This window comes from Lacrimispora indolis DSM 755 (assembly GCF_000526995.1).
Lineage (GTDB): Bacteria > Bacillota > Clostridia > Lachnospirales > Lachnospiraceae > Lacrimispora > Lacrimispora indolis.
Map to the genome: position 1 here is coordinate 4,211,526 of NZ_AZUI01000001.1, position 24,022 is coordinate 4,235,547.

Genomic DNA, 24,022 nt, shown 5'->3' on the forward strand with positions numbered 1-24,022 from the left:
AGATTTTCGTTGTGCTCGCACATAAAAAAATCTGTTTCTGCCTTTTTTCATAGGGCGAATGCCCGTGAGCTGGTAAAACCTACGGTTTTACCAGCTGCGCTGCGGATCCATGCCACAACAATCTGCCCAAAGTTTTCTTTTGAAGGCTTTGGGCATTTTCAGAAAAGGAGGAATACAAAGGATGGTAACATTTGGCACAGGTGGCTGGAGAGCCATTATCGGAGAAGATTTTACAAAAGAAAACATCCAAAAGCTGGCTCTTGCCGTCAGCCTTAAAATGAAAACAGAAAAAAAAGAGGAAGAAGGTATCGTCATAGGATATGACAGACGTTTTCTGTCCAAGGAGGCGGTCATATGGGCCTGTGAAATATTCGGAAGTCAGGGAATCAGGGTATTTTTCATTAACCGCAGTTCCCCCACACCTCTCATCATGTTTTATGTGATGAAGCACCGGTTAAGCTACGGCATGATGGTAACGGCCAGCCATAACCCAGCCATTTATAACGGGATCAAGGTGTTTACCTATGGAGGGCGTGATGCAGATGAGACGCAGACCCGGGATATTGAAACGTATCTCTCAGAAGCGGAGAAAATATACCGGCCAAACCGCCAGGAGGCAGGACAAATGCCCCCGGCCTCTTATCTGCAGCTTGTGAAAAAAGGAGTAGTAGAGGAAATCAATCCACTAAACGAATATCTTGACAATATCATATCCGTTATTGACATGGAGGCCATACGCTCCCGGGATTTCCGGGTTGCTATTGACCCCATGTACGGAGTGAGCTTAACGGCCTTAAGCACCATCCTTTCCGTTGCCAGGTGTACCATTGAAACCATCAACGACCAGCATGACACGTTGTTTGGCGGAAAAATGCCTGCGCCTACGGAGCAGACCCTGCGGAGCCTTCAGAATTATGTGCTGGACCGTTACTGCGATATTGGAATCGCCACGGATGGAGATGCGGACAGACTGGGTGTCATTGATGACCAGGGCCGCTACCTTCATGCCAACAACATTCTGGTGATGCTTTATTACTATCTTCTGAAATATAAGGGCTGGCGCGGGCCTGTGGTCCGAAGCCTTTCCACCACCCATGTGCTGGACCGTGTGGCGGAAAGCTTCGGACAAACATGCTATGAGGTTCCCGTTGGATTTAAGTTTGTATCCGCAAAGATGCAGGAGACAGATGCCATCATCGGCGGGGAGTCCTCCGGCGGCCTTACGGTTAAGGGTCATATTCATGGCAAGGATGGAATCTATGCCGCCTCCCTTCTCATAGAAATGATGGCAGTATCCGGGAAAAAGCTGTCTGAGATTGCAGCAGACATCCGCCGGGAGTATGGAGCAATTCATATGACGGAACGGGATTACCGTTTTACAGCCGAAGAAAAGGAGAGAATCAGCCGGATCCTTATGATTGACCGGGAGCTTCCCCTGCTGCCTTTTGAAATTGACAAAATCTCTTATATGGATGGCTGTAAAATTTACTTTAAAAACGGCGGCTGGGTGATCGCAAGATTCTCCGGTACAGAACCGCTGCTGCGGATCTTCTGCGAGATGGAGGCAGAGGCGGATTCTGTAAGCGTGTGCAGCTTGTTTGAGGAGTATTTGGGTCTGCAGGCGGGATAGAAAAATAAAAAGGCTGCTGCAAAAGGAATCATTATTTTGCAGCAGCCCGTCTGTGCTTTTTTCATAAAGTATCAAAGCGGATATAGGTGCGGTCATCAAAGCTGTCATTTCCCTTAACCAGCCCTTTTGTGCCTTTGTTTTCCCGAAAGCAGAGAGGATCCTTTTCCATAAGCTCCCTGAGTACAGCCTCACTTTCTGCCAGAGTTTCTTTAAGGACGGGATAGCCGTCGCTTGCCAGGACCAGCCGGGAGCAGGGAGGTACGGGATAGATGATGACATGATCCGGTTGTATGGAGAAACCGTTCAATACATCATATCCGTAGGCAGAGTCTTCATTGGCGAAAAGAAGCTGGCGGCGCAGGAGGGGAAGGATGTATTCCCGTCCGGTGTCGTGGCAGGAAAGAGACGTTTCGGACCGTCCTGAAAGCAGCTCCGTCTGAATATAAAGACTCCTTACCTCAGAAAGCAGGCTGTCAATGGCCTTGCCATGGTGGTGAGGGATGCCGTTAATGATACACTGGCAGTCACCAAAGGCCCACACCTCTCTGCGGCGGTGGCTGTACAGGATGATCACTGCCTGCAGGCGTTCTTCGGGTGTTTCCTTAAGGATGTCACGGCGTGTACGGCAGGCCCGGGCCAGAGCTTCATTTAAATAGTCCATGGCACCGGCTCCGTCTATATCAGGAGTCATGGACGATAAAGCCTTCACAAGCACCTCTTTTGCATAGCGGCCGCTGGTCATGCTTTCCGAACCAGGCTTCAGACCGCCAGGCCAGGTGAGCACGCCCTTGCCTGTAACTCCGTCGATGACGGCAATAAAATTTTCATTTACAAACAGTCCATCTTCACACAGGCTGCTTCCGGTGTGTTTTGAGATAATGGATTGTTCAATAATATGTATTGCCATGGCAGGCACCTCCATTTGTCTATTAGGTAAAGTTTACCATAAATGCGGTCCTATGCCCATGGCAAAATGAGCATTTTTTTGATATAATGGATAAAAGAAATCTGTATCAGGGACGGGAGAGGAGATGGTATCCATGAAACTTTTTAAGGGTATCAAAGGAAAATGGCCGGCGGTCTGGGCATTGTCTCTTATTTGCTGTTTCCTGCTGTCTTCCTGCCAGCCGGAAACGGGAGAGCCGCCCATGCTTTCCCATTCTGATCTGGTGGTTTATACGGTTCAGGAGAAAGGGATCTGTGAGCCTGTTGTCAAGGAGTTTGAGGAGCGCACCGGCTTGAACGTCAAGGTGGTAACCGGGTCCTCAGAGGAGCTTTTAAAAACTCTGGAGGACAGCAGCGGCCCATACGGCGATGGCGGAGAAATTTGGGATGTGGTATTTGGTGTGGGAATTGAGACCCTGGAAGAGAAAAAGGAATACTGGCAGGCTTATGAAAGTCCTGAAATTTCAACCATAGCCGGGGCGTTCCGTTGTCAGGACCATAAGTGGACCAGCTTTTCCGCCTGTCCTTTGGTCATCATGTACAACACCAATGTGGTGACATACCGGGAGGTGCCGGAAGGCTGGATCAGCCTGTTGGAGCCAAGATGGAAAGGCCGGGTGGCTTTTATGGATCCCGGACGGTCTGATATCTATTCCTCGGCTCTGGCGGCAGCTGTTTATACATACCGGGGAGAGGGAGACTATATGGAGCATCTGGCGGATAACCTGGAATACGGAAGCCTTTTCAGCTTATCTGAGGTGAATTCCGGCATTCTGGACGGCAGGTATTCCCTTGGGGTAACCATAGAGGGAGCAGCCCATGCCCTGCGCTCCTCAGGAGCGGATGTGGACTACATTTACCCAAAAGAGGGGACAACGGTGCTTCCGGAGGGAACGGCCATTGTAAACGGCTGCCCCCGCCCGGAGGCAGCCAGGCGTTTTGTGGATTTCACCGTCAGTAAGGATGTCCAGAGGATCCTTGTTTCGGATTTAAACAGGCGCTCTGTGCGCATGGATGTGCCTCCTCTTCCCGGACTTTCCCCAGTGAACAGGCTTCCTGTTATTAATATGGATTTAAAGGAGCTGTCCCGGGGGAAAAAGGAGATTTTAAAACAATGGAATGGGGTCCTGTCTTTGCATAAAAGGAGGGCCGGAGGATGAAGTGGTACCGAGGGTTTTCTTTTAAAACACGGGTGTTTTTTGGCTGTCTGCTGGTAGCTCTGGTGCCTCTTACCTTTTCGAGCGTGGTAGTGACCAGGCTTTTTACTGCATCCATTAACAGACAGATGGCGGCGGAAGGAAACCGGCAGCTGGAGGAGGTCAGCACAAAGCTCACCCAGTTATTTGAAAACTGCGAAAAAGCCTGTGAAGCGTTTACAGCAGACGGAACAGCAGCCAGGGTGATGATCGATAAGGATGCCATTGAGATGCAGAAGGATTTGTACTTATCTTTATATCAGGCGGTTCAGGAAATATACAGCAGCGCCCAGTTCAGCATTTATGATTCAGGGGGAAAGCTTCGTTTTACAACGGATACTGCTTCTAAAAACAGCTCCCTCCCTGTTCGTTGGGGGCTTTTAAGGAAGGCTCAGGGGGAGAAGGGAATTACCTATTACAGGACTGATCCCTATCTTCCGGAAACGGATAAAAACACCCTGATGCAGGGAGCCTATTCTCTGGAAAATTCCCATGGAGCCAGAACCGGATATGTGGTTCTGGATTTTTCCCGGGAGAATTTTGACAATTTGCTAAATGGCTTTTATTCCTCAGGGGATACGTTCCTGCTGCTGGATTCCCACCAGAGGCCCATTTACTGCTCAAGACCGGAGTATGGGGATGAGGAGATCAACGACATCATCCTTCATGGAGTGGCCGGACAGGAGGGAGAAAAGGGAAGGGGAGTGTATACCAGATATTTTTGGACCATGGAACCCTCCCATGGAATCTATGTCATCTTAAGGCGTTCCGCACCAGTCAGTGCCGGGGCCATCCGCACCATGGGCACAGTAAGCATTCTGTTATCTGCTTTGGGGCTGATCCTCTGCCTGATGATTTCCGGTGCTCTCTCCAGAGGCATTGCCCAGCCGGTGAGCCAGCTGGATAAGGCTATGGCAAAGGTAAAAAAAGGTGATTTATCCATCCGCATTCATACAAACAGACAGGATGAGCTGGGAAGGCTGACGGAAAGCTTTAACCAGATGACAGGGGATCTGCAGAAATATTTAGAAGACACAGTTCAAAAGCAAAAGGATTTAAATAAGACCACCATCAAACTGTATCAGACCCAGTTAAACCCCCATTTTCTCTATAATACCCTGGACACCATTAAATGGAATGCCAGGATCAATCAGATCCCGGAAATCGCCATTTTGGCGGAGAATTTAGCGGTAATCCTGCGGAAGAGCATTTCCAGCCGCCCCTTCATCACCTTGAAGGAGGAGCTGGAAACCATTGAAAGCTATATACAGATCCAAAAAATCCGTTTTACGGGGCGGTTCCTCTATGAAACCGAGATACCGGACCAGCTGGAGGATTGTATGGTGCCCAGAATGCTTTTGCAGCCATTGGTGGAGAATGCCATCATCCATGGGCTGGATGGGTGCGAAAACGGATACATCTGCATTTTTGCAGACCAGAAAGACGGAGTGTTAAGCATTTCCATCACAGATGACGGGTGTGGGATGGATCAGGAAATGGTGGACTGGATCAACAGTGACAATCCCCTTAAAAGGGATGGGCACCTGGGTCTTTACAATGTGATCCGCATACTGAAAATCTATTACGGCCAGGAATACGGGATCAGGGCGGAGGTAACAAAGGAGGGAACCACCATTGCCTTAAGGCTGCCGGTCCAGAGGGAGGTTACGGATGTATAAGGTCATAGTTGTGGAAGATGAAACAATGGTCCGCCGGGGAATCATTTTGACCATTAACTGGGCGGCTCTGGACTGTGTCATAGCCGGCGAGGCTGCCAACGGGGAGGAAGGCGCTCATTTGGCAGAACGGCTTTCCCCGGACATTATCGTAACGGATGTGAAGATGCCCCGCATGGACGGGGTAGAGATGATCACCAAGCTGCGGGCAGAAGGGTGTAAAGCCAGGTTCATTATCCTGACTGCTTACGGGGATTTTAAATACGCTCAAAGCGCACTGCGTCTGGGGGTCAGTGATTACCTCTTAAAACCCTTAAAGGATGGAGATTTAGAGCAGGCCATCCTTCATATCAGGAGCCAGATGGAGCAGGGTATGGAAAAGGCGGCAGGTGAGGAGGCGGCACCGGTGCTCCGTTTTAATGCGGACAAGAAATCAAAAAACAAATATGTGGATGAAGCCACAAAGTACATCCGGATGCATTATCAGGAGAACATCACCATCAGTACGGTGGCGGAATACTTAGAAATCAGCGAAGGGTATTTAAGCCGTGTGCTGAAAAAAGAAACGGATTATACCTTTACCAGCTATCTCACCCTTTACCGGATGCAGGTAGCCATGTCCCTGCTAAAGGACTGCCGGGTCAAGGTTTATGAGGTGGCGGACCAGGTGGGGTATTCGGACACAGCCTATTTCAGCGTGCAGTTTAAAAAGCTTTTGGGGGTATCGCCCTCAGAATACCAAGAACGATGCGGTAAGTGAGAAGGTCTTTGAATCTATTGAAAATTATTGAATTTTATAGTATAATGAGAATATAATTCAATAAAGATTCAAAAGACGAAGGAGGTAATTGCTATGAAGTTTTTAAAGTGTAACCGTTGTGGCAATATTGTGGCGGTTGTAGAGGAAAAAGGCGGTACGATTACATGTTGCGGAGAAAATATGCACGAGTTGGTAGCTAATACAACAGATGCTGCAACAGAGAAACACGTTCCTGTAATTGAGATTGACGGACAGCATGTAACGGTTACGGTTGGTTCCGTTGAGCATCCAATGCTTCCTGAGCATTACATAGGCTGGATCGCATTAGAGACCAAGCAGGGCAATCAGAGAAAGGTATTAAGCCCGGGAGAGAAACCGGTTGCTGAATTCATGCTTTGCGACGGAGATGAAGTGGTTTCTGCATACGAGTACTGTAACCTTCACGGATTATGGAAAGCAGATAAATAAGAAGAAGTGAAAAAGCTCACGGGCCTGACGGTCTGTGAGTTTTTTTAATGATACCAATTCTTGACTTCTGCCCTGATTTGCTCTAGTATTATTTTGCAGCTTTACTTTAGAATAGGAGAAGACCGTAGAATGAATAAGAAAGAAGCCAATGAAATAAAGAAACTTTTTACTCCGGCCAACTGCGCCATCAGCCGTATCTGCGGCTGCTATGTGGACGCGGAAAAGAACAAACGGACGGAGATTAAGGAGGCATTTTTATCCCTCCCGGAGGAAGAGGCGTTTAAGTACTTCACCATTTTCAGAAGCGCCCTGTCAGGAACCATGGGCAAAAATATGGTCAATATGGAATTTCCCTTACATACGGAGGAAGAGGGCGGAACCCAGAATTTCCTTTTAAAGCTCCGGGACAGCCAGTTAAAGGATGATGTGCTGATTGAGGAATTCTATGATAAGGTCATTGCAAGCTACGATTTTGGCGAAAATTTTTACATCATCCTCATCCATTGTGCCTACGACATTCCCGCAAGGTCCTCAGATGGCCTGGAAATGTATGATGCCTCGGATTTTGTTTATGAATTCCTCCAGTGCACCATTTGTCCGGTAAAGCTGTCAAAGGCAGGCCTTTGCTACAATACTGAGGCAAATGTGATCGAAAACCGCAGCAGGGACTGGATCGTAGAGGCTCCTGATACCGGATTTTTATTTCCGGCCTTTACGGACAGAAATACAGATATCCACAGCCTTTTATACTATGCCAAAAACCCGGAGCAAATGCCGGAGCGCCTGATCGACGAGCTGCTTGGCTGTATCATACCCATGTCAGCCAAAAGCCAGAAGGAGACGTTCCAGGCCATTGTGGAAGAAACCCTGGGAGATAACTGCGATTTTGAGACAGTCAAAAGCCTTCATGAAAACTTAAATGAGATCTTAGAGGAAACAAAGGATGAACCGGCCCCCTTTACCCTGGACAAGTACCAGATGAAACGGCTTTTGGAGAACAACGGAGCCAGCCAGGAAAAGCTGGAAGAATTTGAACAGCGCTATGGGGAGAACGAAGAACAGTCAGTACCCCCCTTCCTTGCCACCAATGTGGTCAATACCAGAAGCTTTGAGATCAAAACTGCGGATGTAAGCATCAAGGTAGCGCCTGATAAGACTCATTTGGTGGAAAACCGGATGATCGACGGCCGTCCTTGCATCGTGATCGGCATCAGCGAGCATGTGGAAATCAACGGAATCACCGTAAGACCCATTGGAGCAGAGCGGACACCAGAACTGGAAGAATAAAACTCATTGGTTCTTAAATGGCCGGGCCAGACCTTTAAAAAGGCTTTGAACGCAAAGGACCACGGTCTGGTCAAAGAGAAAAGCAGCTCCGGCTGATAAAACCAGCACCAGGACAAAGGACAGGATGGTGCTGCCGGCCATTCCAAAGGCAGGCCAGGGTATGGGAAGCCGTTCCCTGACAAAATAGAGAATCGCCCAGTGGACCAGCAGGATGGAATAACTGTACCGGATCAGAAAGCCCATGAGAAGCCCTGGTTTTGGAAGCCGGTTTTCCAGGGAACGGAGCAGAAGAAAAACTGCTCCTCCTGTAATCGTCATGGCCGGAGCGCCCTTTGCCAATAGAATGGCCTTGTAATCAGGCCGGAGGGAAACGCACAGGATGGTAAAGAGGCAGGAGGCAATGCCAAGCCCCCACCAGGCTTTCCTGTATTTTAAAGAAATAGGCTGGGAGAAGTAGTATCCAAGCAAAAATACTCCTTCCCATGGACTGATCATCAGCTCAAGATTTAGGGGCAGGCCCATGGCAGGCAGATAAACTGCCAGGCAGCCAAAGAGCAGAATCAGGACCGACAGCCCATGCAGCATGGAATCGGTCAGCTGCTTTAAAAGTATGGCAAAAAACGGGGCCAGGATATAGAGGGATAAAATGACATAGATCACCCATAAATGGGGCGCCCAGTCGATGGGGCCTGCCGCCATATCCTTTAAGGCTTTTGCGGCCCCGCTTATAAATCCGGAATTGAAATACTGGCAGGAAAGCAGGATATAGATACAGTAGTAGCAGAAAAAGGGAAGAGCCACCTGAAGAAATCTTTTATAATAAAAGGTCATGAACCCCTCCTTTTGCCCTCTTAGGATCAAAGCGCCGCTGTTCATGATAAACAGGGTGTTGCAGACCAAAAGGACGGAGGAAAGAGACTGTGCTGCCACCCAGGCCGCTGTTCCTTCCGGGAGTTCAGCCGTGGAAAAATCCAGGCAGTGGACCAAAATGACAAAAACGGCAGCAGTCAGGCGCACATAATCCAGATAGAGGATCCTGCTTTTTCCGGCGGCATTTCCTAAAAACAGCTGCCTTATGTAATCTCTGTCCCGGAGCTGCCGCCTGATATGGCTGCAGCCGGAAATTGCCATAAAAGCCAGTATTGTCATCTGTAATTTTCCCATAATCTCTGTTCCTTTCCCATCCTGTCTTTTAAGATTTCCACCATTATATCACAAGAAAAGGGTCATAACAAATCAAACCCATTGCTCCTTACATGGAAAATGACATGGTCAATCCCGGGAGGCTATGGTATACTAAAGAAAACACCCTATGGGTATCCCTTTACACCCGGTGAAGCAGGGTGAGCTTTGCACGGATAACAGCGGCAGAAAAAAGGAAAAGCAGAGAGGAATTAACAGTGGCAGATCGTACATTTGGCTGGGTACAGGAGGCCTATACCCTGGATAATTTAAAAAATGTGGTATCCGCGTTTGTGCCTGATTCAGAGATCAACCGGATCCTGCGCATGGATAAGATCCCCAGGCTCATATCGGAAAAAGACGGGAGAGATGAGTTTATACGGGAATTAGGCGGAGAGGAAATTTCCATCCCCTATACCCATTTAAAGGGAAAGGGGACACCTGTGGGCTATACAAGAAGCAATGCCCCCTGTTCCGGGATCATCCAGGCAGTGCTGCCGGGACAGCGGAAAGAATACCAAAGCGACTGGCCTGCGGATTCCTTTCTAAGATGGGCAGTCAGCATTGGTTTTCTTCATTACATCCGGAAAGAGGATGTCTGTTCCCTTTCTCCCTTGGGACGGCTGTATGCGGATGCACCTGCCGGCAGCGAAGAGGAGGCTTCCGCGTTAAAAACCGCATTTCTTTCTTACCCTCCCGTATGCAGGGTTCTGTCTTTGCTGGGAGAAGAAGGGCATCTGACAAAATTTGAGATCGGAGCAAGGCTTGGTTTCATCGGAGAGGCAGGCTTTACTTCCATTCCCCAGTATATGATCCTCCAGGGGCTGACGGAAGCGGAGACAAAAGAAGAGAAGACAAAGCTTCTTCAGGATACGGAAGGCACCAGTGACAAATACGTCAGGACCATTTGCAGCTGGCTTTTACAGATGGGCTGGATCAGCAAGGTGGCAAAGGAGGTATCCCTTTCCATAGGAGGGCGGACTTATACAGGAACCATCCCCCAGTCTTACCAGCTGACGTTAAAGGGCAGGACCATTTTAAAGCATGTTACCGGAGTTTCAAAATTTCCCAGAATTCCCAAGCGGGTGATGTGGGACATGCTGGCTACCAAGGTGGCTGACCGGGAATATCTGCGCAGCAGGAGGACCCATATTATAAAGTATCTGGAAGGGGCTTACCGCTCTCCTTTGCAGGTAAAGGAGTATTTAAAGGGCGTTGGCATGGAAGAAGAGGAAGAGACGATCCTTGATGACATCCGAAGCCTTGAAAATATCGGCCTTCAAGTAAAAAGGACCGGAAATACCTACCGGATCATGGAGGAAATAACCGGCCTGGACCTGCCTGCCGCAAGCCTTGGACCGGTGCCGGTGAAATCAGAGGTATCCCTTTGCAAGGATTATTTAAGGTCTTATTTGACCCATGTGGATCATAAGTATTTAATCCTCCTGGATCTGGGATTTGACGGCACTTCGGACAGGGATTATGAGATACAGACGGCCCAGCTGCTGACGGCTGAGCTGGATTTTAAGGGGGCCAGGCTGGGTGATACCAGAAAACCGGATGTGTGCGTGTATTACGGAGAAGACGGGCTGATTATTGATAATAAGGCTTATGGAAAGGGGTATTCCCTTCCCATTAAACAGGCTGACGAGATATACCGCTACATAGAGGAAAATAAGAAACGGGACGAGAAGCTTAATCCGAATAAATGGTGGGAAATTTTTGACAAAGGTGTGGTGCGGTATCACTTTGCTTTTGTTTCCGGGGCCTTTACCGGAGGTTTTAAGGAAAGGCTTGATAACATCCGGATGCGTTCGGGAATCTGCGGGGCAGCGATCAATTCCATGAATCTGCTTCTGATGGCGGAAGAACTGAAATCCGGAAGACTGGGCTATGAGGAGTGTTTTGCACTCTTTGACTGCAATGATGAAATTACGTTTCAAAGTTCTTAGGCGCATGGAGGTTTGATGATATGGTGTTGGGAGAATACCTTCCTTTCTGGAATAAGCTGACGGAGAGTCAGAGAATGCTCTTAAAAGAAAATGCCAGGGAAGTCCGGTTTGAAAAGGGCATGCTGGTCCATGGCGGGGCTGACGGCTGCAGCGGGCTTTTGCTTGTAACGGCAGGGCAGCTGAGAGTTTTTATGATATCCGATGAGGGGCGGGAGCTGACCCTTTACCGTTTGCTTGAGAGGGATATCTGCCTTTTTTCCGGCCCCTGTATGGTAAAAAACATTCAGTTTGATGTGACGGTGGAAGCGGAGCAGGACTCTGTGGTAACCGTGGTATTGCCGGAGGTTTACAAGAAGCTGATGGAGCAGTCGGCAGTTGTCTCTAATTTTACCAATGAGCTGATGGCTTCCCGTTTCTCCGATGTCATGTGGCTGATGGATCAGGTCTTAAACAAAAAAATGGATGGCCGCCTGGCTGCCTTTCTTTTAGAAGAGGGAAGGCTTACCGGCTCCAGAGAACTTTCCATCACTCACGAGCAGATCGCCCATCACTTAGGAACAGCAAGAGAAGTGGTGACCAGACTCTTGCGGCTGTTTCAGACGGATCACCTGGTAAAAATCACCAGAGGAAGCGTAGAATTGCTTGATGAAAAGGGGCTGGAGCTGCTGGCTGCCGACAGTCTGAGGTAAGAATTGTTGTATTATTTAAAGAACATGGGAAATTCCCTTGCATTCTTTTCTTTTCACAGTTATATTATAAAAAGTTTATAAAAAATTTATACTATACAGAGGAACAGAAAAGATGAAGGATATTATCCCCCAGTTTTTTTTATCAATGAAGCATTACACAAGGGAGCAGTTTGTAAAGGATGCCGTTTCAGGGATCATCGTGGCGATCATTGCTCTGCCCCTATCCATCGCTCTTGCCCTTGCTTCCGGCGTGACACCGGAGCAGGGGCTTTATACAGCCATTGTTGCAGGCTTTGTGATCTCCCTTTTAGGCGGAAGCAAGGTGCAGATCGCAGGGCCTACGGCTGCATTTGCCTCTATTGTGGCCGGTATTGTCTTAAAGAACGGGCTTGACGGTCTGGCTGCCGCAACCATTATGGCCGGGATCATCATGGTGATTATGGGTTTTTTCCGCCTTGGAAGCCTGATCCGTTTTATCCCATATACCATTACTACAGGTTTTACTACCGGAATTGCAGTGACGATTTTTATCGGCCAGATAAAGGATTTCCTTGGACTCACCTTTGAAAAAGCGCCGGTGGAGACCATGGAAAAGCTGGAGCAGGTGATCAGCTGCCTGGGAACCTTTAATCCCATGGCACTGGCAGTGGGAATGACTGCCCTTGCCGTACTCATCATCTGGCCAAGGTATTTTAAGAAGGTGCCGCCTTCTTTGGTCGCTGTCATTCTCACTGCCGTTCTGGTAAAGGCGCTGGATATTCCGGTTCACACCATCGGTGATTTGTATACCATTTCGCCCAGTCTGCCGGCTTTCCACATTCCCAAACTGTCCCTTTCCATGATGCAGAGGGTCATGCCGGATGCAGTGACCATCGCCTTACTGGCTGCCATTGAATCCCTGCTTTCCTGCGTGGTGGCTGACGGCATGATAGGCAGCAGGCATAATTCCAATATGGAACTGATTGCCCAGGGAGTGGGAAATACCTGTTCCGCCCTGTTTGGAGGAATTCCGGCTACAGGCGCTATTGCGAGAACCGCCGCCAACGTGAAAAACGGGGGACGGACCCCAGTGGCAGGAATGATTCATGCAGTTCTTCTTTTGCTGATCCTCATATTCCTCATGCCTTATGCGGCGCTCATCCCCATGCCGGCCATTGCGGCGATCCTGTTTATGGTTGCCTATAATATGAGCGAGTGGAGAGAGTTTCTTTCCATTGTAAAGACTTCACCTAAAAGCGATTGGTCGGTGCTTTTGGTTACCTTTGTTCTGACTGTGGTATTTGACCTTGTCATGGCCATTGGCGTTGGCCTGGTATTCGCCTCCCTGCTGTTCATGAAGCGGATGGCAGATGTGGCAGAGGTAAACGGCTGGAGATATCTGGAGGATGGAGAAGAGGATTGTGACGGAGATTCTGTTGATTTAAAGCCTGTCCCAAGGCATGTGGCCGTATTTGAGATCAATGGTCCCATGTTCTTTGGAGCTGCCGACAAGATATCCAAGGTAGTTTTGGAGGATGGAAAGCGGGTGCTCATCCTGCGGATGAGAAGCGTTCCGGCTATGGATGCCACCGCTTTAAAGAGCCTAAAGAAGCTTTACCACAATTTAAAAAGAAAAAATGTCATACTGGTATTGTCCCATGTAAATGAACAGCCGATGTGGGTAATGGAAAAAGCGGGTTTCTTAGAGGATATGGGAAGAGAAAATATTGCGGGATGCATTGATGAGGCATTGATACGTGCCTCCGCTTTATAAAAATACCGGCAAGGACAACGGTTTTATTCACTTTTTAATGATCCTGTCGCATTTTTCCATGCAGAGTGCTAATCTTTCATCACGTCTTATTTTATATGGGACGGAAGTCTGAAACAGTGAGTAAATAGAGATAAAACGGACAAGTTGTTAAAAAAATATCGTAAAATTATGAAAAAAATGTTGACATCTTAAAAAGATGATATTATAATCAATACATATAAAACCTATAAAAATAATAGGGTATTCTAAGAAAGGATGTCATTCATATGAAAAACACAATGGTTTCTACCAGGAATAATCATTCCGCAAGCTTTGAAAAGATGGATTGCTGTTGCTGTAAAACTGTGTGCATATGTATGAATACAGCTTGTTTTTGTATGTATTAGAATACCTGGTCCGTGGCAGCAGGAGTTTGGCAGGTACTATAATAGTACCTGTTTTTTTTATATCATGGGAAAGTACATCCTCTGATATAAAAACCTTCCGGGACTGCGCACTCCGCGTTCAGGAAATATAGTTGCAAATGCAATTACACCATTGGATCAATCTGCGCGGCCGGGAAGATGAAGGAAATACAAAGAGAGCGTCAGATACATATAAAAATGAACCACCTGAGAAAAAGAACCAGGGCCTTGGAAAAGATACAGGCCCGGCAGCGATCCATAAGTGAGAGAAGGTGATTCCCATATCCTATTCAAATGCTCCTGATCCTGAGAAAGAATACATCAGGCTGATCAATGAAATGGCCAGCCATGTAAAGTATGGTTCTATTACCATTACAATTCAGGATGGAAAAATAGTGCAGATCGAAAAAATTGAAAAAATCAGATTAAAGGACTGACTGGACAACCGGAGGTTCTGATAAGCAGAATGCTTATCAGGAGAAGGTTGTCTTTTTTTGTATCCTGATTTGAGAAAGAAAGCTGAGAAAACGCGATTAAAGTGGCAGCTGGGCGGATTCTTTAGCCTGAACCTGATTATTCCATGACAGAGGTGTTATTTTGAAAAAAGAAGATAAGGACTGGAAACCGGTTATATTAATTACCGGGGAAGAAGGATTTGATCCTTCTTTTGGCACGGCAAATTTTATCATGAACAGAAAATATACCGGCTATGCTGCAAAAAACGGAGGCCTGCCGTTTATGCCGGAAGATATACGGATGGCAAAAGAATATGTAGAATTATCTGATGGGCTCATCCTTTCCCATGGTCCCGACATACACAGAGGCCGTTACGGCCAGTATTATACGGATTTTAAGGAAATGCGGGACATTTGTTCTACCAGAGATGATTTTGAATTTACTCTATTTACCCTGTTTGCTGAAGCAGGAAAGCCTGTTTTGGGGATCGGGAGAGGCATGCAGGTCATCAATACGGCATTGGGAGGCACTCTTTATTTACCCGACAGTAAAAAGAAAAAAGAATTGGACCAGGATCTGTCAGGGGAACTGAAATTTGTGTATCCGGAGCCAAAGAGCAGACTCTTTGCTTTGTCAGGAAGCAGCTTTCCGGCGGAGCTGTTTAAAATTCCTGGAATCAGTAAATTGGGGATCAATATGCGGCCCACAGCATTTTCGGAAAAGGAATGCATAGAAGCTTTGGAACACGATGATCTCCCGATACTGGGAATCGGATGGAACCCTCTTAATGAAAATACCGGGGCACAAAACCACTCACTGTTTCATTATTTTATTCAAATATGTAAAGGAGCGGAGTAAGCATGAAACCAGTCATTCTGATCTGCGGAGGTCCTGCTTATGACAGGCAGTTTTTAGAACCTGCCGTAATGGTCAATAAAACCTATACCACAGCGGTGGCGGCGGCCGGGGGAGTTCCGCTGCTTCCCATAGAGCTTGAACTGACGGAGGATTATTGTGATAAGGCTGACGGCCTGATCTTAACGGGCTCTGTTTCCTTTTCACCAAAACCGGAGCTTTCAGAGGCGGTCCAGAAGGAGGAACCTAAAAGGAGTATTTTTGATGCTTCCATCTATCAGGCATTTGTAAAAGCAAAAAAACCGGTTTTGGGAATTTGCCTGGGTCACCAGGTAATCAATGAGCAGCAGGGGGGCACAATAATACGGAATTTTAAATATACGGAAGGAATCGAGCACATGCTCATCCAGCATTCTGTAAAAACGGAAAAAGGTTCTCTTTTGCATGAGCTGTTTGGAGAAGAATTCTATGTAAACAGCCGTCACAATAATAAAATCGGAATCCTTGGCAAGTCCTTAAAGGCAGCCGCTTATTCCAATGACCGTGTAATCGAAGCCATCGAACATGATACACTGCCTGTTTACGGTGTGGAATGGCATCCGGAAAGAATGCGGGGAGATATTATAGATCCTCCGGAAGGAATTGACATGAGCCCTATGTTCGAAGCATTTGTAAAGATATGCGGCAGCAGAAAGCTTCAAATGAAGGCGGGCGGGGAGGAAAGGGGATCTTATGGATAAACGCCAGATAATCATCGAGGCAGATGAGCTGTCCCGGCATTTTATTGTAAATAAAGGCTTATCCAGGGGGAAGAAAAAGGTTTTAAAGGCTGTTGACGGAATCGATTTAACTGTACATAAAGGAGAGACCTTGGGATTGGTAGGCGAGAGCGGCTGCGGCAAATCAACCCTTGGAAGGACTATGATTAAGCTGCAGGAACCTACAAGCGGAAAGCTTTTGTTTCAGGGACAACGAATAGAATCCTATGATTTTCAAAAGATGAGGCCTTTAAGAAAAAATATGCAGATTATTTTCCAGGATCCTTATGCATCTTTAAATCCCCGGAAAACGATTTTTGAATCCGTGATTACACCCTTGGATGTTTATAAAATAGAGCAGGAGAAAGCACGAAGGGATATGGTACGGGAAATCCTGATGCATGTTGGGTTGCAGGAAAACCAGGTTCATAAATATCCCCACGAGATGTCAGGAGGCCAGCGGCAAAGGGCGGTGATTGCCAGAGCCATTGTGATGAAGCCGGAGTTTGTTGTTTGCGATGAGCCGGTATCCGCCCTGGATGTCTCTGTGAGAGCCCAGGTGATGAAACTGATGAAGCAGCTGCAGGAAGAATTGGATCTGTCTTATCTTTTTATCTCCCATGATTTAAGTGTGGTAAGGTATCTGTGTGATACAGTTGCAGTAATGTATCTTGGGACAATTGTGGAGATTGGATCAAAAAAGGAAGTTTTTGAACATCCGGCTCACCCTTATACAATGGCTCTGATGTCGGCCATACCCGTTCCTGATGTCAATGTAAAAATGAGCCGGATCATATTAAAGGGAGAGGCTCCAAATCCCTTGGAGCTTTTAGCCGGCTGCCGTTTCAGAAACCGGTGCCCTTACGCGGATTCCCGATGCCAGAAATCAGAACCCGGGCTTTTACCGGCCGGGGCAAACCATAAAGCTGCTTGTTTTAACATACACAGTTGAAATAAAATCGTTTATAAATGCCGCTTGAACGGCAGAATGGAGGAGATTATGAAAAATAACAGACATTTTAAATCATTCCTGCTGGGGGTATACGTTGCAGGCGTTCTTCTGACCGGATGCAGCTCTCCGGCCTCTAAAAGCACCAATACGGATGAGCCTCAGATAAAGGAGAGCAGTACACAGACAACGTCTGAAGATCCCAAGGACGTTGAGGGCTCTACTGTCAACTATGCTATGTCTACTGCCTGGGATACGTTAAATCCTTATGACTCCCCATCAGGTTCCATGTATTCCCAGCTGATCTGGGATAAGATATATGACAGACTGGCATTTGTCAGCCAGGCAGGCCAGGTGATCAAACCCAGGAATGCCGGCTCATGGGAAAGCGGGGGTGATGGAAAAACCATTATTTTTCATTTAAACCAGAACGCAAAATGGCAGGATGGAGAAAAATTGACAGCTTCTGACTGGGTTTATACCATAAATCTGATTACCAGCCCGGATCTGGTTTTAAGCAACAGCGGCTATTTCAGTTTTCTGGAAGGCACGGACAGTTCGGGAAAAGCTACTGGGGAAGGATCTGTAAAAGCAGAGGCGCCTGATGATTATACCTTGAAGCTGACATTAAAGAACCCGCTTTCTCCGGAAGACTTTCTGGTATTGTATAACCGGAACTTCTATGTTCTTCCTAAGCATCTTCTGGAAAATTACAGCATTGACGAAATTAAGGCTGCCGATTACTGGAAAGCTCCGGTGGGCTCAGGTCCCTGCATTTATGAGTCGGAAATCGTGGGGAGTCAGCTTGTGTTCCGGTCTAATGGGGATTATTATCTGGGCGCACCCGGATTTGGAAGGCTTGTCGTTAATGTCATAGCTTCTTCTAACACATTATCTTCCCTGATATCCGGGGAGCTGGATTATTTTGCCTTTGGAAACGGGATCAATAACCAGGACGACAGAAAAGTAGCAGAGACCTCTGGTTTTCAAATTACAGAATCCAAGGCCAAATCTAATTTTGTGGAAGTGATCTTAAACAATGACAGTATCTCCGATTTTAGGATAAGGCTTGCCATGAATGAGGCTCTGGACAAAGAAGTGCTGGCTAAGGCGAGTACTCAGGGGCTGGGATCAGCTTCTGCTACTTATGTCCTTCCAGGCAGCGATTATTATAATAAAGACTTGAGTACAGGCAGAGACTTGGATAAGGCAAAGGGGCTGCTTGCGGAAGCAGGTTATGATCCGGGGAAGGTATACAAAATGGCAATCGGGGAATCACGTTCCAGTCTTGCTGCCTTAATGCAGCAGCAGTGGGCAGAAGCGGGGATACAGGTGGAAATTATTACGGTCGATGTGGCAACCATGTTTACCGGCTTAAAAGAAGGAAAATATGATATCGGTATTTCCGGTCATCAGGGAACTTCCTATCCGCTGTGGTTTGCCAATAATTTCAGCAGCAGTGTGAAAAACGATTTTTCCATTACAGATCCTGCTTATGATGAGTGGCGGCAGAAGATATACGATGAGACCGACAACGCAAAAAGAAAGCAGCTGTTAAACGATTATCAGGTTTTTGTATTTGAAAATGCACCATTTATCCCTCTCTGGCACTCCGGAACCATTTTTGTCCAGTCCCAGACCATTGAGAATGTGGATTACGAAGCTGCCGGCATGTGCAATGATAATGTATGGGAATGGGTGAAAAAATAGTAAGGAGCAGACCATGTGGAGGTACATTGTCAAAAGGATATTAACTGGCATTCCCATATTTATTGGAATTACAGCAGTTGTTTACATACTGATGAGCCTGGCTCCGGGAAGTGCGCTGGACATTCTGACAGACAGTGATACCAAGCTGAGTGCAGAACAGTATAATGATTTAAAGGCTTCCTTAGGGCTTGATAAGCCGGTGGCTGTACGATACCTTATCTGGCTGGGAGATTTTCTGAAAGGAGATCTGGGTGTGTCTTACCGGAGCAATCAGGAAGTATCCCTGATCATATCCCAAAGAATATTTCCCTCCCTGCTGCTTACGGGGACAGGAGTTTTTTTCGCGGTCCTGCTGGGGATTCCCATTGGGATCATGGCCGCATATAAACCTTATACCAAGTGGGATTCTGTTTCTTCTTTTCTGGCGCTGGCAGGAGCTACGCTGCCTGGTTTTTTTATCAGTATTTTAGGAATTTATATTTTCAGCATGAAGCTTGGAATGCTTCCTTCAAAAGGCATGTATCAGGTTTCCGATAGAAGTATTCCTGATTATGCGATTCATTTGATAATGCCTGCTTCCGTGATCTGCCTTGGTTCAATAGGAGGCCTGATCAAGCAGACAAGAGGGGCCTGCCTGGAAGTATTCAATGAGGAATATATGAAAACAGCCAGGTCAAAAGGAATCAGTGAATGGAACGTAATTATAAGGCATGGGCTGCGCAACGCACTGATTCCTGTGGTGACTGCCGTGCTTCTTGAGATCCCACATATCATAGGAGGCTCAACCATAACGGAACAGATCTTTGGCTGGCCGGGGATCGGGAGCCTGATGATTGCCTCCATCAGCAACAGAGATTATCCGGTCGTTATGGGGATCGCCGTTCTGATTGCAACGGCTGTTTTAATAACCAACATAATTCTGGATATTTTGTACGGTTTACTGGACCCCAGGATTACTTATGGTTAAACAGGAAAGGGTGTTAATTATGGCATTTAGAAAAAATGGCAGGCAGACGGCTCTTTTTCAAAGCTTTAAAAAAAATAAAAGGGCGATGCTCGGGCTGTGCTATATTCTGGCAGAGATTGGGGTGGTTGTACTTTTTCCTCTGATCTTTCGCATGGATCCGTACATCAGCGACGGGGAGGCTGGCTTTTTGTCAGGCCCTACTCTAAAGCATTGGCTGGGCACGGATGCTGCTGGCAGAGATTTGTTTGCCCGCACCATATATGGGGGCAGGGTATCGCTGCTGGTTGGCATTATATCCACTCTCATCAGTGTGTCCATCGGTCTGCCGCTGGGGCTTCTCGCCGGATATTATAGAGGAATATGGGAAACAGGAGTCATGCGGACTGCGGATGTGTTTATGTCCTTTCCCAGTATGATCCTCATACTGGTTCTTGTTTCCGTAGCAGGACCCTCTCTTCTTACCGTGATTCTAATAATAGGTGTGATGGGCTGGACCGCAATTGCAAAGCTGATTTACGGAAATGTGTTATCCATCAGTAAGAAAGAGTACATAGAGGCAGGCAGAGCGGCAGGGAAAAATAATTGGTCCCTTATTTTTACTGAAATACTTCCTAATGCTGCAGGACCTGTATGGGTGATCCTTTCCTTTCGGGTGGGAGGCGCGATCTTAACGGAATCAGGACTCAGCTTCCTTGGAGTAGGAGTTCAGGCGCCCAAAGCTTCTTGGGGGAACTTAATTAATGCCGCTCAGAATTTAAGCAATCTTATGCTCAGGCCATGGATGTGGATACCGCCCGGCTTCCTGATCATATTTACTGTAATAAGCTTTAATTTTATAGGTGAAGGGGTACGGGATGCCCTGGATCCTAAGATGAAATTGTCCTGATAAGGAGGTCTTCCTATGAGCAGGCCATTACTGGAAGTAAAAAATTTGGAGATCCAACTTAAAATATCAAACAAAGGAACGGTGAAAGCTGTGGATCGGGTGAGCTTTACCCTGAACGCAGGTCAGACACTTGGAATAGTTGGAGAATCCGGCTGCGGAAAAAGTTTGACGGTTTCTTCTATACTGGGCCTTCTGCCCCAGGGAACAGGAAGAATAAGCGGGGGACAGATCCTATATGACGGGGTGGATCTGGCAGGACTTGGCAGCAGGCAGATGAGAGAAATCAGGGGAAAGCACATTTCAATGATCTTTCAGGAACCCATGACCTCTTTAAATCCCGTATATACCATAGAAAAACAGCTGACCGAGATGCTGAGGGCCCATAGCAGGATCACCAGAAAACAAGCTTATGAGAAAGGGCTGGAGCTCCTTGGCATGGTAGGGATCCCGGCAGCAGCAGAGCGGATGAAGGCATTTCCTCATCAGCTGAGCGGTGGGATGAGACAGAGGGTGATGATAGCCATGGCTGTTTCTTCCGGCCCCAGGATTTTGATCGCCGATGAACCGACGACGGCTCTTGATGTGACCATACAGGCACAAATACTGGAGCTGATGAAAGAATTAAATCAGAATTTGAAAACGTCCATTCTCCTGATCACCCATGATATGGGAGTCATATGGGAGATTGCCGATCATGTGGCTGTCATGTACGCTGGAAGGATCATTGAATATGCCCCAGTAAAGGAACTGTTTACCAATCCTCTTCATCCATATACGAGAGGACTGCTAAGATCCATACCAAGGCTGGACGGAGAAATAAAGGACCTTTATTCCATTGAAGGAACGGTTCCGCCTCTTGGTGATATGCCAAAGGGATGCAGATTTTCCGGCAGGTGCCCCGATTGCATGGAACGGTGCAAGACGCAGGAACCTCCGCCGGTGGAAGAAGGGACTCATGAAGTATCATGCTGGAAGTATGTGAATGTATGACCATAGGGAAGTCTGTCCGTTCCATGACTTAGATAACAGAGGATAAGGTGCCGTAGTCAGGGGGAAAAGACAAGAGTCTGCAAAACTTAGATTGTTGGTTCAAATCCAACCGGCATCGCTGATGAACAGAAATATGACTGTTTATTTAATAAGAAATACAAGAAAGGGGAATGGAAAATGAAAAAATGTGTAAAAAGATGCAGGAAGGCTTTGGCAGTTTTATTAATGGCCGTTATGGCAGCTGCAGCAGGAGGATGCAGTTTAAAAGGTGATGTGCCTGCTGGCGGCGGATCGGCAGAAAGCACAGCAAAGGGAGAATCATCAGCGTCTGTAAAAACCATTAAAATCGGGATTGGCAACAGCTTTAATCCCATGTGCTATGTGGATGAGAATGGAGATTTGCAGGGCTATGATTATGAGACATTAAAAAAGATAGATGAACAGCTTCCCCAATATGAATTTAAGTATGAGCCTACGGAATTTAAAAATATTTTAGTAGGTCTTGATACAGATAATTATGATATTGCTGTGCATCATTACGGCTGGAATGAAGAACGGGCAAAAAAATACTTATATGGAACCGTAGGGAATTTTTTTGATACCGGATATAATTTCAGGGTTGCAAAAGGCTCAGGAATATCAGTGAAAAGTGAAGAAGATTTAGGCGGACTTAAAATTGCGGTACAGACATCTTCCAATGTGGCTTACTTGGCAGAAAAATATAACACGGAGCATCCGGATAACCCGATTACCGTTATTTATGATGACGGAACAACGGAACAGCATCTGGCAGGCTTAAACAGCGGTATTTACGACGGGCTCCTCAGTATACCATTTGTAGATGCCCTGGATAAAGCGGCATATGGAGATATTTTTGATGTTGCCGGTTCCAAGCTGTTTTATAGCCCTGATAAGCTGAACGGCTGCTATTTTATCTATAATTACGGCGATGAACAGCTTAAGCAGGATATTGATGCAATACAGCAGGAATTGCTGGATTCCGGCTGGCAAAAGGAACTTTCCGAAAAAGTTCTGGGCGCCGATTATACCGTAGATCTAAGTAAATAAATAGAAAGGAGCAGATAATCATGGCAGGTGATTTTTTTTCCTTTCAGCGGGTAATGGAATATTTTCCAAAGGTACTCTCAAAATTACCGGTTACCTTAAACATTGTATTGGTTTCCATTGCAATTGCCATTGTACTGGCAACTGCTATCGCAATGATCCGTATCAAAAGACTGCCTGTATTAAACCAATTGTCAGCCGTATATGTATCCTTTGTAAGAGGGACCCCCATTCTGGTACAAATGTTTCTGGTGTATTATGGAATGCCCCTTTTCATTACGGCCCTTGTGGGAAACAATATCACATCAGAATGGAATAAACTGATTTTTGTATACATAGCCTACGGATTAAATGAAGCCGGTTTTTTGTCAGAGCATATACGGGCAGCGATATTATCAGTGCCTGCTGGCCAGGCAGAAGCAGGATACTCCGTCGGATTAAGCGGAACCCAGACTTTTTATCGGATCGTCATGCCTCAGGCCTTCCGCGTTTTGCTTCCCGGTTTCAGCACCATGCTGGTGGGACTTCTTCCTGCCACTTCCTTAGCCTATATGCTGGGTGTCACGGATATGATGGGAAAGGTCAAGGCAATTGGAACCGTTACATTTCATACGTTAGAGGGATACTTTTGTGCGGCAGTTATCTTTGTAGTGGCGAGCTTTATACTTGAACGCTTTTGTGTCTGTCTTTCAGAACAGTTAAATTATGAAAAGAAAATAAAAGAGGCGTAAGGAATATGAATATAAAATTAAATTATATTGTGGAATGTTTCTGGAACGCGGTCAGATATATCCCAGGCACCCTGTATATTGCAGCACTGGTCCTGATTATCGGGATTATATTCGGGACGCTGATCGCCCTTGGAAGAACATATCGGATCAAAGGACTATCTTTTTTCCTTGATCTTTATGTTGTTATATTTAAGGCGGTTCCCGTTAATCTTTTAATCGTTGCATCAGGACTTGTATTTGCCATGAAGTTTAATGATTTTGCAAAGGCGCTTGGTCTGGCAGTCCGGGTAAATGATATCCATATGCTGTATGTAGGAGTTTTTGCACTGTCTTTCACCTGTACCACCCAGCTTTCTGAAAATATAAGGGGAGCCCTTGCTTCTATTCCAAAGGGACAATATGAGGCGGGATATTCCGTTGGCCTGACCCCTAATCAGACATTTTGCCGAATTGTTTTTCCCCAGCTTTTACTGGTTCTGGTTCCTGTCCTGGCAGGAAGCATTATTTCTATTATCAAAGCCACTTCCCTGGTAATTTTGATCGGAGTGATGGACATATTAAACGGTGCTTTAAAATATGCCAACGCGGCTTACTGCTTCTTTGAAGCTTATCTGGCGGCAGCTTTGATCTACTGGCTGTTCAGCCTGATCATTCAATGGGGCGGCAATGCCCTGGAACAGCGTCTTGGAAGATACAGAAAGGAACTGTAAGCA

23 protein-coding genes and 1 tRNA gene are annotated in these 24,022 nt (G+C 46.7%); 22 read left to right on the forward strand and 2 right to left on the reverse strand.

Translation table 11 applies throughout. The features are described from left to right. Nucleotides 1-181: 181 nt before the first annotated feature. Nucleotides 182-1,630, forward strand: a complete 1,449-nt coding sequence (locus tag K401_RS0120225; RefSeq protein WP_024294664.1) for a phosphoglucomutase/phosphomannomutase family protein — start codon at nucleotides 182-184, stop codon at nucleotides 1,628-1,630. Between the two features lie 61 nt (nucleotides 1,631-1,691). Here the strand turns inward: K401_RS0120225 and K401_RS0120230 are convergent, their stop codons facing one another. Beyond that, nucleotides 1,692-2,537: a hypothetical protein gene (locus K401_RS0120230; protein ID WP_024294665.1), complete on the reverse strand. Its 846-nt coding sequence runs from the start codon at nucleotides 2,535-2,537 to the stop codon at nucleotides 1,692-1,694. Between the two features lie 133 nt (nucleotides 2,538-2,670). Between K401_RS0120230 and K401_RS0120235 the strand changes: the two genes are divergently transcribed. From K401_RS0120235 to K401_RS0120255, 5 genes are all read left to right on the forward strand, one after another. Further along, the gene (locus K401_RS0120235; RefSeq protein ID WP_024294666.1) at nucleotides 2,671-3,735 is read left to right on the forward strand and encodes an extracellular solute-binding protein; all 1,065 of its coding nucleotides are present in this window, start codon (nucleotides 2,671-2,673) and stop codon (nucleotides 3,733-3,735) included. Then, a complete protein-coding gene (locus tag K401_RS0120240) occupies nucleotides 3,732-5,450 on the forward strand; it encodes a histidine kinase (protein WP_024294667.1) in 1,719 nt (572 codons plus the stop codon). Before K401_RS0120235 ends, K401_RS0120240 begins: the two co-directional genes overlap by 4 nt. Next, nucleotides 5,443-6,207 (forward strand): response regulator transcription factor, encoded by a 765-nt coding sequence (locus K401_RS0120245; RefSeq protein WP_024294668.1) that lies wholly within the window; start codon nucleotides 5,443-5,445, stop codon nucleotides 6,205-6,207. Before K401_RS0120240 ends, K401_RS0120245 begins: the two co-directional genes overlap by 8 nt. A 93-nt stretch (nucleotides 6,208-6,300) precedes the next feature. After that, nucleotides 6,301-6,675: a desulfoferrodoxin family protein gene (locus tag K401_RS0120250; RefSeq protein WP_024294669.1), complete on the forward strand. Its 375-nt coding sequence runs from the start codon at nucleotides 6,301-6,303 to the stop codon at nucleotides 6,673-6,675. 129 nt (nucleotides 6,676-6,804) lie between these two features. Further along, entirely contained in the window at nucleotides 6,805-7,962 is a 1,158-nt protein-coding gene (locus K401_RS0120255; protein ID WP_024294670.1) for a DUF4317 domain-containing protein, read from the forward strand. Nucleotides 7,963-7,965: 3 nt separating this feature from the next. On the opposite strand, the gene K401_RS0120260 is transcribed toward K401_RS0120255, so the two are convergent. Beyond that, nucleotides 7,966-9,126: an acyltransferase gene (locus tag K401_RS0120260; RefSeq protein WP_024294671.1), complete on the reverse strand. Its 1,161-nt coding sequence runs from the start codon at nucleotides 9,124-9,126 to the stop codon at nucleotides 7,966-7,968. 236 nt (nucleotides 9,127-9,362) lie between these two features. Between K401_RS0120260 and K401_RS0120265 the strand changes: the two genes are divergently transcribed. The 16 genes from K401_RS0120265 (at nucleotide 9,363) to K401_RS0120340 (ending at nucleotide 24,019) form a co-directional block, all read left to right on the forward strand. Then, on the forward strand, nucleotides 9,363-11,096 hold the full coding sequence (locus K401_RS0120265) for a restriction endonuclease FokI C-terminal domain-containing protein (RefSeq protein WP_024294672.1): 1,734 nt from the start codon (nucleotides 9,363-9,365) through the stop codon (nucleotides 11,094-11,096). A 20-nt stretch (nucleotides 11,097-11,116) separates the two neighbouring features. Next, the gene (locus tag K401_RS0120270) at nucleotides 11,117-11,785 is read left to right on the forward strand and encodes a Crp/Fnr family transcriptional regulator (RefSeq protein ID WP_024294673.1); all 669 of its coding nucleotides are present in this window, start codon (nucleotides 11,117-11,119) and stop codon (nucleotides 11,783-11,785) included. Nucleotides 11,786-11,897: 112 nt separating this feature from the next. After that, complete coding sequence (locus K401_RS0120275; RefSeq protein WP_024294674.1) at nucleotides 11,898-13,538, forward strand: SulP family inorganic anion transporter; 1,641 nt, start codon at nucleotides 11,898-11,900, stop codon at nucleotides 13,536-13,538. Nucleotides 13,539-14,061: 523 nt separating this feature from the next. Further along, the gene (locus K401_RS32975; RefSeq protein ID WP_156945295.1) at nucleotides 14,062-14,208 is read left to right on the forward strand and encodes a hypothetical protein; all 147 of its coding nucleotides are present in this window, start codon (nucleotides 14,062-14,064) and stop codon (nucleotides 14,206-14,208) included. Nucleotides 14,209-14,214: 6 nt separating this feature from the next. Next, nucleotides 14,215-14,379, forward strand: a complete 165-nt coding sequence (locus K401_RS33660; RefSeq protein ID WP_084492937.1) for a YezD family protein — start codon at nucleotides 14,215-14,217, stop codon at nucleotides 14,377-14,379. A 160-nt stretch (nucleotides 14,380-14,539) separates the two neighbouring features. Continuing rightward, entirely contained in the window at nucleotides 14,540-15,256 is a 717-nt protein-coding gene (locus tag K401_RS31980) for a gamma-glutamyl-gamma-aminobutyrate hydrolase family protein (RefSeq protein ID WP_024294675.1), read from the forward strand. A 2-nt stretch (nucleotides 15,257-15,258) separates the two neighbouring features. Beyond that, nucleotides 15,259-15,993: a gamma-glutamyl-gamma-aminobutyrate hydrolase family protein gene (locus K401_RS0120295; RefSeq protein ID WP_024294676.1), complete on the forward strand. Its 735-nt coding sequence runs from the start codon at nucleotides 15,259-15,261 to the stop codon at nucleotides 15,991-15,993. Next, complete coding sequence (locus K401_RS0120300; protein WP_024294677.1) at nucleotides 15,986-16,963, forward strand: ABC transporter ATP-binding protein; 978 nt, start codon at nucleotides 15,986-15,988, stop codon at nucleotides 16,961-16,963. The genes K401_RS0120295 and K401_RS0120300 overlap by 8 nt, the downstream gene beginning before the upstream one ends. A gap of 48 nt (nucleotides 16,964-17,011) precedes the next feature. After that, entirely contained in the window at nucleotides 17,012-18,670 is a 1,659-nt protein-coding gene (locus K401_RS0120305; RefSeq protein WP_024294678.1) for an ABC transporter substrate-binding protein, read from the forward strand. A 13-nt stretch (nucleotides 18,671-18,683) separates the two neighbouring features. Further along, complete coding sequence (locus K401_RS0120310; RefSeq protein ID WP_024294679.1) at nucleotides 18,684-19,637, forward strand: ABC transporter permease; 954 nt, start codon at nucleotides 18,684-18,686, stop codon at nucleotides 19,635-19,637. 19 nt (nucleotides 19,638-19,656) lie between these two features. Then, nucleotides 19,657-20,523 (forward strand): ABC transporter permease, encoded by an 867-nt coding sequence (locus K401_RS0120315; protein WP_029700920.1) that lies wholly within the window; start codon nucleotides 19,657-19,659, stop codon nucleotides 20,521-20,523. Nucleotides 20,524-20,538: 15 nt separating this feature from the next. Then, nucleotides 20,539-21,513 carry an ABC transporter ATP-binding protein gene (locus K401_RS0120320; RefSeq protein WP_024294681.1) on the forward strand — a complete coding sequence of 325 codons (975 nt, stop codon included), beginning with the start codon at nucleotides 20,539-20,541 and terminating at the stop codon, nucleotides 21,511-21,513. A 46-nt stretch (nucleotides 21,514-21,559) separates the two neighbouring features. Beyond that, nucleotides 21,560-21,631: transfer RNA gene (locus K401_RS0120325), tRNA-Cys, on the forward strand. A 59-nt stretch (nucleotides 21,632-21,690) separates the two neighbouring features. Next, complete coding sequence (locus K401_RS0120330) at nucleotides 21,691-22,581, forward strand: transporter substrate-binding domain-containing protein (RefSeq protein WP_024294682.1); 891 nt, start codon at nucleotides 21,691-21,693, stop codon at nucleotides 22,579-22,581. 20 nt (nucleotides 22,582-22,601) lie between these two features. Then, complete coding sequence (locus tag K401_RS0120335) at nucleotides 22,602-23,309, forward strand: amino acid ABC transporter permease (protein ID WP_024294683.1); 708 nt, start codon at nucleotides 22,602-22,604, stop codon at nucleotides 23,307-23,309. Nucleotides 23,310-23,314: 5 nt separating this feature from the next. After that, nucleotides 23,315-24,019 carry an amino acid ABC transporter permease gene (locus K401_RS0120340; protein ID WP_024294684.1) on the forward strand — a complete coding sequence of 235 codons (705 nt, stop codon included), beginning with the start codon at nucleotides 23,315-23,317 and terminating at the stop codon, nucleotides 24,017-24,019. Nucleotides 24,020-24,022: the final 3 nt, after the last annotated feature.